The organism is Streptomyces sp. NPDC107500 (assembly GCF_055582785.1).
The window spans coordinates 47,732-61,246 of the sequence record NZ_JBVJPF010000013.1 but is presented as its reverse complement, the minus strand read 5'-3'; the positions used below and the strand labels follow the sequence as shown (position 1 = coordinate 61,246).

8 protein-coding genes are annotated in these 13,515 nt (G+C 73.0%); 7 read left to right on the top strand and 1 reads right to left on the bottom strand.

Annotated elements, in window-relative coordinates:
• Positions 1-3: 3 nt before the first annotated feature.
• From ACZ67M_RS37455 to ACZ67M_RS37445, 3 genes are all read left to right on the top strand, one after another.
• Positions 4-3,882, top strand: coding sequence for a non-ribosomal peptide synthetase (locus tag ACZ67M_RS37455; RefSeq protein WP_469854327.1), 3,879 nt, complete (start codon positions 4-6; stop codon positions 3,880-3,882).
• A 50-nt stretch (positions 3,883-3,932) separates the two neighbouring features.
• On the top strand, positions 3,933-4,652 hold the full coding sequence (locus ACZ67M_RS37450; protein ID WP_385797516.1) for a thioesterase II family protein: 720 nt from the start codon (positions 3,933-3,935) through the stop codon (positions 4,650-4,652).
• A gap of 263 nt (positions 4,653-4,915) precedes the next feature.
• Positions 4,916-6,142: a cytochrome P450 gene (locus tag ACZ67M_RS37445; RefSeq protein WP_392103187.1), complete on the top strand. Its 1,227-nt coding sequence runs from the start codon at positions 4,916-4,918 to the stop codon at positions 6,140-6,142.
• A 58-nt stretch (positions 6,143-6,200) separates the two neighbouring features.
• Here ACZ67M_RS37445 and ACZ67M_RS37440 read toward each other — a convergent pair whose 3' ends face one another.
• The gene (locus ACZ67M_RS37440; protein WP_469854326.1) at positions 6,201-7,733 is read right to left on the bottom strand and encodes an FAD-dependent monooxygenase; all 1,533 of its coding nucleotides are present in this window, start codon (positions 7,731-7,733) and stop codon (positions 6,201-6,203) included.
• Between the two features lie 352 nt (positions 7,734-8,085).
• Between ACZ67M_RS37440 and ACZ67M_RS37435 the strand changes: the two genes are divergently transcribed.
• Genes ACZ67M_RS37435 through ACZ67M_RS37420 form a run of 4 tightly spaced genes read left to right on the top strand, consistent with a single transcriptional unit; the run spans position 8,086 to position 13,463 of the window.
• Positions 8,086-8,349, top strand: coding sequence for a phosphopantetheine-binding protein (locus ACZ67M_RS37435; protein ID WP_361362335.1), 264 nt, complete (start codon positions 8,086-8,088; stop codon positions 8,347-8,349).
• Entirely contained in the window at positions 8,346-9,596 is a 1,251-nt protein-coding gene (locus tag ACZ67M_RS37430; RefSeq protein ID WP_361362332.1) for a cytochrome P450, read from the top strand. Before ACZ67M_RS37435 ends, ACZ67M_RS37430 begins: the two co-directional genes overlap by 4 nt.
• Complete coding sequence (locus tag ACZ67M_RS37425) at positions 9,593-10,333, top strand: thioesterase II family protein (RefSeq protein ID WP_392239632.1); 741 nt, start codon at positions 9,593-9,595, stop codon at positions 10,331-10,333. Before ACZ67M_RS37430 ends, ACZ67M_RS37425 begins: the two co-directional genes overlap by 4 nt.
• Before the next feature lie 55 nt (positions 10,334-10,388).
• Positions 10,389-13,463, top strand: a complete 3,075-nt coding sequence (locus tag ACZ67M_RS37420; RefSeq protein WP_469854325.1) for a type I polyketide synthase — start codon at positions 10,389-10,391, stop codon at positions 13,461-13,463.
• The last annotated feature ends 52 nt before the right edge of the window (positions 13,464-13,515 follow it).

The following is a 13,515-nucleotide window of genomic DNA, read 5'->3' as shown; positions in this document are numbered from 1 at the left end:
CCCATGATCCCCCTGTCATTCGCACAACGCCGCATGTGGCTGCTGCACAGACTGGAGCGCGGGGCGGCGACCTACAACATATCGGCGGCGTTCCGGCTGACCGGCACCCTGGACCGGGACGCCCTGGTGCGGGCCCTCCACGACGTGGTCGGGCGGCACGAGATCCTGCGCACCACGTACCTGACCGACGACGAGGGCGAGCCGTACGCGCGGGTGTGGCCGACGGCCGAGGCCGGGCTCGCCGTCCCGGTGGCCGAGGTGAGCCCCGAGGAGCTGCCCGCCGAGGTCGACCGGGCGGTCGCGCACCGCTTCGACCTCGCCGCCGAACTGCCCTTCCGGGCCACCCTGCTGCGCTGCTCGCCCGAGGAGCACGTCCTCGTCCTGGTCATCCACCACATCGCCTCGGACGGCAGTTCCAGCGCCCCGCTGATGCGGGACCTGGTCGCCGCCTACACCGCCCGCCTGGGCGGCGGGGCGCCGGCGTGGGAGGAACTGCCGCTCCAGTACAAGGACTACGCGCTGTGGCAGCGCGAGGTGCTCGGCGACGTCGCCGACCCGGCCAGTCTCGCCGCGGCGCAGATCGAGTACTGGCGCGGGGAACTCGACGGCGTGCCGCAGCCGTTGAGCCTGCCGCTGGACCGGCCGCGGCCCGCCGAGGCCAGTTCACGCGGCGACACGGTCGCCATCGAGGCGGGCCCCGAGGTGGCGGCCGGGCTGCAGAAGCTCGCCGACGAGCGCGGGATGAGCCTGTCGATGGTGGTGCAGTCCGCGCTGGCGGTGCTGCTGGGCAAGCTCGGCGGCGGCGAGGACGTGACGATCGGCTCCCCGATCGCCGGCCGCACCGACGAGGCGCTGGCCGACATGATCGGCTGCTTCGTCAACACCCAGGTGCTGCGCGCCGACCTCTCCGGCAACCCGCCCTTCAGGGAGCTGCTGGCGCAGGTGCGCGACAAGGCGCTGAGCGCCTACGAGCACCAGGACGTGCCGTTCGACGTGGTGGTCGAGGCGATCAACCCCGACCGCTCCGCCGCCTACCAGCCGCTTTTCCAGGTGATCTTCTCCTGGCAGAGCTACGAGAAGCCGGACCTCGCGCTGCCCGGCCTGGAGATGAGGTTCGAGCAGGCCATCCCGTCGACCGCCATGGTCGACCTGACCTTCTTCCTGGCCGTGGACGCCACGGGGGCACTGCGCGGCGACCTCCAGTACGCGACCGACCTGTTCGACCGCGGCACCGCCGAGGAGATCGCCGCCCGGCTGGTGCGGGTGCTGGAGCAGCTCGCCGCCGACCCGGGCCTGCGGGTCGGAGAGGTCGACGTGCTCAGCGCGTCGGAGCGCGAGCGGCTGCTGTTCGGGGTGAACACCGCCGGCGGGACCATCGACGAGGTCACCCTCGTGGAGCTGTTCGAGCGGCAGGCCGCGCGCCGGAGCGGCGAAGTCGCCGTGGTGCACGAGGACACCTCGCTCACCTACGGCGAGCTGAACGCCCGGGCCAACCGGCTCGCACGGCACCTGGTCGCCCGGGGAGTGGGCCCCGAGTCCCTGGTCGGCGTCTGCCTGGAGCGCTCGGCGGACCTGGTCGTCGCGCTCCTCGCGGTGCTCAAGGCGGGCGGCGCCTACCTGCCCATCGACCCCGACTCGCCGGCCGACCGCATCGCCTACATCGTCGAGGACGCCGCACCGGTCCTGCTGGTCACGGGCGGCGCCGCCGGGGACCTCGCCCACGACCTCCCCGTGGTCCGCCTCGACCGGGCCGACGCCTTCGACGCGGAGTCCGCCGCCGACCTCACCGACGCCGAGCGCCGCACCGTCCTGCGCCCCGCGCACCCGGCGTACGTCATCTACACCTCCGGGTCGACCGGCCGCCCCAAGGGAGTGCCGGTCCCGCACCGCAACGTGGTCGGACTCTTCACCGCCACCCGGGACTTCGGGTTCGGCGCGGACGACGTGTGGACCCTCTTCCACTCCTACGCCTTCGACTTCTCGGTGTGGGAGCTGTGGGGCCCGCTGCTGCACGGCGGACGCCTGGTCGTCGTCCCCTTCGACGTCTCCCGCTCCCCGGCCGACTTCCTCCGGCTCCTCGCCCGCGAGCGGGTCACCGTCCTCAACCAGACGCCCTCGGCCTTCTACCAGCTCGCCCAGGCCGACGCCGACGCCCCCGGCCAGGAACTGGCCCTGCGGTACGTGGTCTTCGGCGGCGAGGCCCTCGACCTGAACCGCCTCACGGACTGGTACACGCGCCACGCGTCCGACGCGCCGGTGCTGGTGAACATGTACGGCATCACCGAGACCACCGTCCACGTCACCCGCGTCGACCTGGACGAGCACTCCGTCGCCCGCCACCGGGCCGGCGTGATCGGTCCGGCCGTGCCGGGGCTGCGCGCCCACGTCCTGGACGCCCACCTCAGGCCGGTGCCCGCAGGCGTCACCGGTGAGCTGTACGTGGGCGGCTACGGCCTGGCCCGCGGCTACCACGGCCGGCCCGGCCTGACCGCGGGGCGCTTCGTGGCCTGCCCGTTCGGCGAGCCCGGCGAGCGGATGTACCGCAGCGGCGACCTGGTCCGCTGGGACCGCGAGGGCCGGCTGGAGTACGTGGGACGCGCCGACTCCCAGGTGAAGATCCGCGGCTTCCGCATCGAACTGGGCGAGATCGAGCACGCGCTGGCCGGACACCCGGACGTGGCCCAGGCGGTGATCCTGGTCCGCGAGAACCACGAGGGCGACAAGCGCCTGGTGGGTTACGCCGTGCCCGAGGCCGGTGCCGCCGTCACCGGCGAGGAGCTTTCGGAGTACCTGCGCGGACGCCTGCCGGACTACATGGTGCCGTCCACGGTGATCCCGCTGGCCGAGATCCCGCTGACCTCCAACGGCAAGCTCGACAAGCGGGCCCTGCCGGCGGAGGAGACGACGGCCGCGGTCGGCCGGGAGCCGCGCAACACCTACGAGCGGGCGCTGTGCGAGCTGTTCGCCGAGCTGCTCGGCCTGGAGAGGGTCGGCATCGACGACGGCTTCTTCGCGCTCGGCGGCCACTCGCTGCTCGCCACCCGGCTCAGCGTCCGCATCCGCAACCGGTTCGACATCGACATCCCCATCAGGACGATCATCAGGTATCCCACGGTGGCCGAACTGGCCGCGCTGATGCTGGCCGGCGGCATCCCCGACGACGACGCCGACTCCTTCGCCGTCGTCCTGCCCCTCAACAGCGACCCCGGCAAGGGCCGCAAGCCGGTGTGGTTCCTGCACGGCGGCGGCGGTCTCGGCTGGGCGTACTACAGCTTCGTGCTGCACCTGCCGGACCGGGCCGCGTACGCGCTCCAGTCCCGCGGCTCCGACGGCGTGGAGCCCCTGGCAGCCTCCGTGGAGGAGATGATCGAGGACTACGTCACGCAGATCCTGAAGGTCCAGCCGGAGGGGCCCTTCAACCTCATCGGCTGGTCCTACGGCGGTTCCGTCGTGCAGGCCGTCGCCGACGCCCTGGACCGGCGCGGCCACGAGGTGGCCCTGGTGGCCGTACTGGACGCCCAGCCGGGCGGTCACGGCTTCGAGCAGGTGCACGCCGGAAAGGACTCCTCCGACTTCCGGGCGGAGCTGGAGGACGACTTCAGCCAGTACATCCGCACCGGCAACCGGCAGGAGTTCCTGGACACCATGTCGAGGGTTCTGGCGAACAACACGGCGATGATGATGGATTTCGAGTCGCCGGTCTACCGCGGCGACGTGGTGTATTTCAACGCCGGCCTGGAGGACACGTCGTACGCGCACCTGTGGCGGCCGTACGTCGAGGGCACCCTCGAGGTGCACGACGTGCAGGTCACGCACCACGAGATGCACATGCCCGCCCCCGTGGCGGAGATGTTCGAGGTCTTCCACCGCAAGCTGGCGTAGCGCGTGTGCCCGTACCTGGATGTGTACCGAGACGATGATGGGGGTTGGCAATGGTGATGGAGGAGACCGCGCTGCTGTGCGTGCCGTTCGCGGGGGCGGGCCCCTCGTTCTTCCACCCGTGGCGGGAGGCCGCCGCCGGCCGGTGGCGGGTGACCTCGGTCGAACTGCCCGGCAGGGAACGCAGGTTGCTGGAGACGCCGTACCGCAACGTCGTAGAGGCGGCGCGGGGCGAGATCGACGCCGTCGTCGCGGACCTCGGTGAGGGGACGCGGACCGTGCTGTTCGGGCACAGCCTGGGCGCGGTGCTCGCCTACGAGCTGGCGCACCTGCTCGGGGCGCGCGGTGTGCCCGTCGAGCGGCTGGTCGTCAGCGGCTCGCCGGGACCGTGGACGCAGCGCGAGCGGCGGGCGGCGGGGCTGGAGGGCGACGAGTTCCTCGCCCGCGTCGAGGAGTTCGCCGGGTTCCGGCACGAGGCGCTCGACCACCCGGAGATGCGGGAGCTGATCCTCCCCACGCTCCAGGCGGACTGCGAGATGCACGAGGCGTACGTGCCCGGTACCGACGTCCCGCTGTCGGTACCCATCACCTCGCTGCGGGGCGAGAGCGACGGACTGGTCACCGCGGAGGAGGCCCGGCAGTGGCAGGCGGCGACCACCGCCGGCTTCGGCTACCGGGAGTTCCCCGGCGACCACATGTACCTGGTCGACCTCGGCCCGCAGGTGCTGGACGCGATCGAGGCGGAGTCCCGGCGGGCGCCCGTGGCGAACTGAGCGAACGTGGCGGCAGGACGGCCCCCCGGTCCACGGACCGGGGGGCCACACGTATGTCCGGCGTCATCGAACGGCGAATTCCGGTCATGTTCTGGCGCCACTGCCGCAACCCTCCGGCCTGCGACTTCACATCGGCCGGGTGCGTGAGTGGCTCCAGAGTGGCGCCGTGATGGGGCCAAATGGCGCGGGGTGGCGCTACGGATGTGCCATGGTGGAGTCACCGGTCTTGCCGGTTGCCCAGCCGCGCTGCGAAAGGACACCCCATGACCCAGACGGTTCCCGTCCCGAACGGCCTGCCCATGGAGCGGGACGCGGGCCCCTTCGCCCCGCCCCGCGCGGTCTCCCGGCTGCGCGACGTCCGTCCGGTCAGCCCCCTGCGCTTCCCCGACGGACACGAGGGCTGGCTGGTCACCGGCCACGAGGAGGTCCGCCGGCTCATGGCCGACACCCGCTTCAGCTCACGTCAGGACCTCGGAGTACTGCACATGCCCTACGAGGTGCCCGGCATGCCCGTCCCCACCGAGCCCTCCCCGCAGATCCCCGGCGTCTTCATCGCCATGGACCCGCCGGACCACACGCGGATGCGGCGCAGGCTCACCGGCGCCTTCACCGTCAAGCGGATGAAGGAGCTGGAGGAGCACATCGTCCTCGTCGCCGAACGGCAGCTCGACACCATGGCCCGGCTGACCCCGCCGATCGACCTGGTCGAGCGGTTCGCGCTGCCGGTGCCCTCGCTGGTCATCTGCGAACTGCTCGGCGTGCCCTACGAGGACCGGGCGACCTTCCAGACCAACACCGCCACCTTCCTCGTCCGGGACCAGGCGTTCGACGAGAAGATGGCCGCCTACGGGGCCATGACCGCGTACCTCGCCGAACTGGTCACCCGCAAACGCGCCGACCCGGGCGACGACATCCTGTCCGACCTGGCCCGCCAGGAGGACCTCACGGTCGAGGAACTGACCGGCTGCGCCTTCCTGCTGCTCCTCGCCGGCCACGAGACCACCGTCAACATGCTGGCCCTCGGCACCTTCGCGCTCCTGGAGCACCCCGAGCAGACCGCCGCCCTGCGCGCGGACCCGGAACTGCTCCCGGGCGCCGTCGAGGAGCTGATGCGCTACCTGTCCGTCGCCGACATCTTCTACCGGTACGCCACCGAGGACATCGAGCTGGGCGGCGAGACGATCGGTGCGGGATCGACCGTGGTCGTCTCCCTGCTGGCCGCCAACCGCGACCCGCGGCGCTTCGAGAACCCCGACACCCTGGACGTCCGCCGCGCGGCCCGGGGGCACCTGGCCTTCGGCCACGGCGTCCACCAGTGCCTCGGCCAGCAGCTCGGCCGCATCGAGATGCGGGCCGGCTTCGCCGGACTGCTGCGCCGGTTCCCGACCCTGCGGCTGGCGATCCCCGCCGACCAGGTGCCACTGCGCACCGACATGAACATCTACGGCGTCCACGAACTGCCGGTCACCTGGACGCGGACGGCCCCCTGAACCGCAGGCCGCGGTCTGGTGCCGGCGTGGCGCGACCCGCCGTTCAGGAGGCCGTCCCTCACCCTCGCAGCGGCGGGCCGAACCAGGTGGCCAGGGCCGTCCGCAGCGAGGCCAGGTCGAGGGCCTCCCCGGTGGAGGCCGCCCACGCGACATGGCCGTCGGGGCGGACCAGCAGCGCGGCGGGGGCGGGGATCTCGCCGACGGCCGGCACCGTCCACAGTTCGTCCGCGCTGCGCGCCTCGACCAGGTCGACACGGTCGGCCCAGCCCTTGACCGCGGCCGCCAGCTCCGCGCTGCCGCCCAGGTCCAGCAGGACGGGCCGGGCGGAGTGCAGCAACTCGGAGACGTACGCGGCGCCGTCGGACGTGTCGAGGTCGGCGTCGGGGACCCGGCGGCCCTCCAGCGGATGGTCGCCGTCCACCGCGTAACGGATGTCCAGCGCGTTCAGCATGTGACGCAGGTGCCGGTTGACGTCGTCGAACACCATCAGTGAGCCGAACACCTCGCGCAGCGCGTCCGTCTGGGCGCCGGGACGCACCAGGGCGGACTGGGCGCGGGTGTTCTGAAGCACCCGCTCACCGACGGGGTGGCGCTCGGCGTGGTAGCTGTCCAGCAGGCTCTGCGGGGCCTGGCCGCGCACCACCGCTGCGAGCTTCCAGCCGAGGTTCACCGCGTCCTGCACGCCCATGTTCAACCCCTGGCCGCCGGCCGGGAAGTGGATGTGCGCCGCGTCGCCCGCGAGGAGCACCCGGCCCGCCCGGTACCGGGCCGCCTGCCGGGCGGCGTCGGTGAACCGGGAGACCCACCGCGGTTCGCGCATGCCGAAGTCGGTGCCCGCGACCCTGATCAGGGACTGGCGGAGCTGCTCGAACGTCACCGGCTCGTCGCGCCCGGGGACGCGGTCGTACTCCGACGTGATCACCCGGTACCAGCCGGGCTCGAACGCGATCGCCGAGTAGTCGCCGGCCGGGCGGCGCCGCACCCACACGTACTCCTCGGGCAGGTCGGGCAGTTCGACGTCGCCGATCAGCGCCGTCATCGTCGGCTCGGTACCGGGGAAGTCGATCCCCGCCAGCCTGCGCACGGAGCTGCGCCCGCCGTCGCAGCCCACCAGGTAGCGGGCGCGCAGCGCGGCGGGCGCGGCGTCGCCGGTGTCCAGCTCCACCGTCACGCCCGATTCGTCCTGGTGGACGCCGCCGACCGGGGAGGACCAGCGGAAGCGCACGCCGAGTTCGCTCGCCCACTCCTCCAGCAGCCGCTCGATGGCGGACTGGAGGATCATCAGCGGATACGGGTGCCGGGACTCGGACTCGTCGAAGTCCAGGTAGAGCCCCGAGAAGTGGCCCACCGGCTGTAGTTCGCCCTCCGCCAGGAAGCGGTCCAGGACGCCGCGCTGGTCCAGCACCTCCAGGGTGCGGGAGTGGATGCCGCCGGCCCGCGACTCGCCGGTCCGCTCCGCGAGCCGCTCGACGACCACCACGTCGGCGCCGCCCAGCCGCAGTTCGCAGGCGAGCATCAAACCGGTCGGCCCGGCGCCAGCGATGACCACGTCCGCGTCCATGCCGGTGTCTCCCACGTCGTCCGCCCCCATTTCTTCTCTGATTCCGCCTTCTCCGGCTTTCCGGATTTCCGGCTTTCCCGTGCTCGTCCCGTGCCGCTCCAGCGGCATTCGAGTGCGCCTCGAGCGCCGTGCGTCGTTTCTCACCCCGACTGTCCCGCCGGCGGGACGGATTCGGCGGGCGGACGGTGCGGGGGTGTCAGCATGCGAGGGCTCCGGTCCATCCTCAACCCCACCTGCCGATGCGAGCCGGCAGGCCACCGACCCGGTGGGAGCGGCCCCGTGTCCGGACGACACTCGATTCGGCCGGGCACTCGGCCCTTCGAGAATTCCGTCCCGCCGGCGGGACGGCGGAAAAGAGCTCGGCGGAGGAAGGGAAATGGCAATGGAGCAGCAAGCCGCGCCTTCGAGTGCGCCGGTGTCCCTGGTGCAGGAGATAGCCGCGCTGTGGGGTCAGTGCCTGGGCGGCCGCGAGGTCGGGGCCGAGGACGACTTCTTCGCCCTGGGCGGCAACTCACTGACCGGAATCAAAATCATCGAGCGGATCTTCGAGGACCACGGCGTCCAGCTCTCCGTGCGCGACTTCTACCTGGCCGGGACCCCGGCCCGGATCGCCGAGTTGATCCAACAGGGGAGGGCGGGGACGTGAGGCTGACGCCGGGCCCTGCGCGCGAGATCGACCTCGACGGCGTCGACCTGTTCGACCTGGACCTGTACGCCGAGGGCGATCCGCACCCCGTCTGGGACGCGATGCGCGAGAAGGCGCCCCTGCACCACCAGGTCCTGCCCGACGGCCGGGAGTTCTGGTCGGTGACCCGCTTCGAGGACGTCTGCCGCGTGCTCGGCGACCACCGCGAGTTCACCTCCGAGCGCGGCACCGTCCCCACCCACCTCGGGACGGACGACGTCGCGGCCGGCGTACTGCTGACCTCCACCGACCCGCCCCGGCACACCGAGGTCCGCCGGCCGCTGGGTGCCAAGCTCACCGCGCGGGCCGTGAAGTCCTGGGAGGACTCCATCCGGCGGACGATCGTCCGCTTCCTGGCGCCGGCCCTCGACGGCGAGCCCTTCGACCTGGCCGAACAGGCGCTGCTGCTCCCCGCGCTGGTCACCGGACCGCTGCTGGGCATCCCCGAGAAGGACTGGGCCGAACTCGTCCAGCTCACCGCGATGGTGACCGCCCCCTCCGACCCGCACTTCCGGACCGGCAGCGAGGCCGCCACCCTGGCCATCGCCCACCACGAACTGGTCACCTACGTCAGGGAGTGGGTCCTCTCCCGGCGCAAGTCCGGCTTCGAGGACGACAGCCTCCTGCACCACCTGATGAACGTCCGGCCCGGCGGCGCACCGCTGACCGACGAGGAGATCGCCCTCGACGGCTACAGCATCCTGCTCGGCGCCAACGTCACCACCCCGCACACCGTCTCGGGCACGGTGCACGCGCTCATGGAGCGGCCCGAGCAGTTCGACAAGGCCCAGGCCGACCCGACGCTGATCCCGAACCTGGTCGAGGAGGGGCTGCGCTGGACCTCGGCGGCGTGCAACTTCATGCGGTACGCGGTGGACGACGTCGAGATCGCCGGAGGCACGATCCCCGCGCGGGGCGCGGTCGTCGCGTGGATCGGCTCGGCCAACCGGGACGCGTCCCGCTTCCCCGACCCGCACACCTTCGACATCACGCGCGCCAACGCCAAGCGCCAGGTCGCCTTCGGCTTCGGGCCGCACTTCTGCATCGGGGCACCCCTGGCCCGGCTGACCCTGCGGGTCTTCTTCGAAGAGCTGCTCCAGCACTTCGGCTCGATCGAGCCGGCCGGCGAACCGCAGCACCTGCGGTCGTACTTCATCGCCGGGATGACCCACCTGCCCATCACCGCGCAGAAACGGCGGACGCCATGACCTCCGGCCCCACCACCCTCGCGTCGCCGTGGTTCGTCCGGCCGCCGGCCGCCGGCCCCGCCGCCCGCGTCTTCGGCTTCCCCTTCGCCGGCTCCGGGGCCTCGGCCTTCAGCGCCTGGCCGGCCGCGATCGGCGACACCGAGATCTGCCCCGTGCAGTTCCCCGGCCGCGAGAACCGGCTCGCCCACCCCCACCACGGCACCTACGAGAGACTCGCCGAGGACCTGGCGGAAGCGCTGCGCCCACTGCTCGGCGAGGTGCCCTACGCCTTCTTCGGGCACTGCGCGGGCGCGCTGCCCGCCTACGAGACCGTGCTCCGGCTCGCCGCACTCGGCCTGCCCACCCCCGCCCGCCTGATCGTGTCCGGCCAGCCGGCACCCCACGACGCCGCACAGGACCGGATGCTCGCCCTCACCGAGGCCGAACTGCGCACCGAACTCGAGACGTTCCTGCGCGGCCGGGGCATCGAACCGCGGCCCGACATGATCGACCTCGGTCTGACGGTGCTGCTGCGCGACCACGCCGCCGCGGCCCGCTACCGGCGGACCGAGCCCGTCCCCGTGCCCTGCCCCGTCGTCGTCCTGCACTGGCGCGACGACCCCGACGTCGGCCTCGACCAGCTCCAGGGCTGGCGCCGGTACGCCGACTCGGTCGAGTTCCTGGCCGTCGACGGCGGCCACTACGACTTCATGGACGCGCCCGACGAACTGCTGAACGCACTGACCAGTTGGCGATGAACGCGCCGCGGCCGTCCGCAAGAGCCCTGCACCGAGGCAACCGGAAGGACTTCGTATGAGTGGCGCAGCCACCGACATCGCCGTCATCGGGATGTCCTGCCGCTTCCCCGGTGTCGACGACCTGGACGGCTTCTGGCGCCTGCTGCTCGACGGCGGGTCGACCTTCGGCACGTTCCCCGCGCACCGCGCGCCCCTGCCCGACCGCACGCCCCACCCGGACGCCGCCACCGTGAACTCCGGCTCGTTCCTCGACGCCATCGACGGCTTCGACGCCGAGTTCTTCGGCACGCCCGCGGCGGAGGCGGCCGCCATGGATCCCGTGCAGCGGCTGGGCCTTGAGCTGGCCTGGGAGGCGGTCGAGGACGCCCGCGTCCCGGCGGAGGCGCTCGCCGGCCGCGAGGTCGACGTCGTGGTCGGGGCCGGCCCCTCCGGGTACGAACTCCTGCGCAGGCTGTCCGGCAGCGACCAGGACGACCACTACGCCGTCCTCGGGTCGAGCGGCGCGCTGATCGCCAACCGGATCTCACACCTGTTCGACGTACGGGGCATGAGCCTGGCCGCGGACTCCGGCCAGTCCTCGTCCCTCGTGTCGCTGGCGCTGACCTGTGAACGCATCCGCGGCGGCGCCGTCGACATGGCGCTCGCGGGCGGTGTGCACCTCATCGCCGACCCGGAGGCGGGCCTCGGGCTCGCGAACCTGGGCGCCCTGTCGCCGGACGGCCGCTGCTACCCCTTCGACGCCCGCGCGGACGGCTTCGTGCGGGGCGAGGGCGGGGCGTTCGTCCTGCTCAAGCGGCTGGACCGGGCCGTCGCCGACGGCGACCACGTCTACGCCGTGGTGCGCGGCTGGGGCGTCGGCAGCGGCGGCGCCACCTCGCGGATGCCGGACCCCAGCCCCACCGGGCAGGCGGCGGCCGTGCTGGCCGCCCTGAAGGCCGCGGACGTCCCCTTCGACGGCGTCCAGTACGTCGAGGCGCACGGCACCGGCACCCGGCGCGGCGACCCGGCCGAGATCGCCGGCCTGCGCGAGGTCCTCCGGCACACCGGGCGCGGCGCCCCCCTGGTGATCGGCTCGGCGAAGGCGAACGTCGGGCACCTGGAACCCGCCGCCGGCATCGTCGGCTTCGTGAAGGCGGCCCTCTGCCTCGACCGCGGCCACCTGGTCCCGCACCCCGGCTTCCGATCCCCCAACCCCGAGATCCCCGACTTCCCGGCCGACTTCGAGATCCTGCGCGCCTCCCGGCCCTGGCCGGGAACCCCGCAGCGGCCGCGGCGGGCCGGCGTCACATCGGTCGGCATGGGCGGCACCACCGCCCACCTGATCCTCGAACAGGCCCCCGGCACGCCGGCCGAGGCGGCGGATCCGTCGCCCGGCGTACCCGGGGCGGTGCCCTGGGTGCTGTCCGCGCGCTCCGAACCGGCGCTGCGCGAGCAGGCGGCCCGGCTGCGCGACCGCGTGGCCGCCGATCCCTCGCTGACCGCGGCCGACGTCGGCCACTCGCTGGTGACGACGCGGACGGCGTTCGCGCACCGGGCCGTGGTGCCCGGCGCCGACCGCGAGGACGCGCTCCGCGGTCTGGGCCTGGTGGCGGCGGGCACCGACGCGGCACCCGTCGTGCGCGGAACGGCGGGCGGGCCGGCCGGACCGGTCGTCCTCGTCTTCCCCGGCCAGGGCTCCCAGTGGCTCGGCATGGGGCAGCGGCTGTACGCGGAGTCGGAGGTCTTCGCCCGCTCGATCGACGACTGCGCGCGGGCCCTGGAGCCCTGGCTGGACTGGTCCCTGCTCGACCTGGTGACCGGCGCCGAGTCGGCGCCGTCGCTGGAGCGCGGGGACGCGGTGGTGCAGCCGGCGCTGTTCGCCATGATGGTTTCCCTGGCTCAGGTGTGGCGCTCGCTCGGCGTCGTGCCCGACGCGGTCGTGGGGCATTCGCAGGGCGAGATCGCCGCCGCCTGCGCGGCGGGCGCGCTCTCCCTGGAGGACGCCGCCCGCGTGGTCGCCCTGCGCAGCCGGGCCCTGACGGCGCTGGCCGGACTCGGCGGGATGAACGCGGTCGCCGCGCCCCTCGCCGAGGTCGAGGAGCGGCTGGCCCGGTGGCCAGGACGGCTGTCGGTCGCCGCGGTCAACGGACCGGCGTCCACCGTGGTCTCCGGTGACCTGGAGGCCCTCGACGAGTTCGCGGCCGCGGCCCGGGCCGACGGGGTCCGGGTGCGCCGGGTCAGGATCGAGTACGCCTCCCACTCCCACCAGGTCGAGCGCATCCGGGAGCAGGTGCTCGCCGCCGCCGCGGACGTGACGCCCCGGCCGACACCGGTGGAGTTCCACTCCACGGTCACCGGCGGGCGGCTCGACACCCGAGAGCTGGGCAGCGCGTACTGGTACGACAACCTGCGCTCCACGGTGCGGTTCGGCGAGGTCGTCGCCGCGCTGATGCGGGAGCGCGGCGGAGTGTACGTGGAGGTCAGCCCGCACCCCGTACTTCAGGTGGCGATGGAGGAGACCGCGGACACGCTGGCGAGCCCGCCCCTGGTGGTGAACACCCTGAACAAGCACGACGGCGGCGCGGCCAAGATCCTCGCGTCGGCGGCCGAACTGCACGTGCGCGGCGTGCCGGTGGACTGGCGGACGGTGTTCGCCCCGGCCCGCCCGCACCGGATCGGCCTGCCCACCTATCCGTTCCAGCGGCAGCGGTACTGGCTGACCGCGCCGGACCACGTCCCCGACCCGCAGCCGGCCGCCGACCGGCCGGACCTGGCCTCGGAGGCGGCGGCCCGCGCGCTCGTGTGCGCCGAGACCGCGACGCTGCTGACGGCGAAGGACCCGGACCTCGCGGTGGCCGGCCTCGGAGCGCGCTCGGACGAGACCTTCAAGGCCCTGGGGTTCGACTCCTCGATGGTCGTGGCGCTGCGCAACCGCCTCACCGCGGTGACCGGAGTCCGCCTCCCGGCCACCGTCGCGTTCACCTACCCCACGCCCCGGCAGCTCGCCCTGCGCCTCTTCTCCCTGCTGACACCGACGGAGCCACAACCGCCGGACACGGCACCGGACGCACCGGACGCACCGGACGAGGGTCGTCTGGAAGGCCGCGACGACGACGATCTGTACGCCCTGATCGACCGCGGATACGTGTAGCAACACCGTTCGTCCCAGCAACCGTTAGGGGGAGGCCCTGGTGGAGGATGTC

Bases quoted from the DNA above. Each gene is read 5' to 3' on its own strand.
- ACZ67M_RS37455 (WP_469854327.1), top strand. From the start codon at position 4: ATGATCCCCCTGTCATTCGCACAACGCCGCATGTGGCTGCTGCACAGA.
- ACZ67M_RS37450 (WP_385797516.1), top strand. From the start codon at position 3,933: ATGGTGATGGAGGAGACCGCGCTGCTGTGCGTGCCGTTCGCGGGGGCG.
- ACZ67M_RS37445 (WP_392103187.1), top strand. From the start codon at position 4,916: ATGACCCAGACGGTTCCCGTCCCGAACGGCCTGCCCATGGAGCGGGAC.
- ACZ67M_RS37440 (WP_469854326.1), bottom strand. From the start codon at position 7,733: ATGGGGGCGGACGACGTGGGAGACACCGGCATGGACGCGGACGTGGTC.
- ACZ67M_RS37435 (WP_361362335.1), top strand. From the start codon at position 8,086: ATGGAGCAGCAAGCCGCGCCTTCGAGTGCGCCGGTGTCCCTGGTGCAG.
- ACZ67M_RS37425 (WP_392239632.1), top strand. From the start codon at position 9,593: ATGACCTCCGGCCCCACCACCCTCGCGTCGCCGTGGTTCGTCCGGCCG.
- ACZ67M_RS37420 (WP_469854325.1), top strand. From the start codon at position 10,389: ATGAGTGGCGCAGCCACCGACATCGCCGTCATCGGGATGTCCTGCCGC.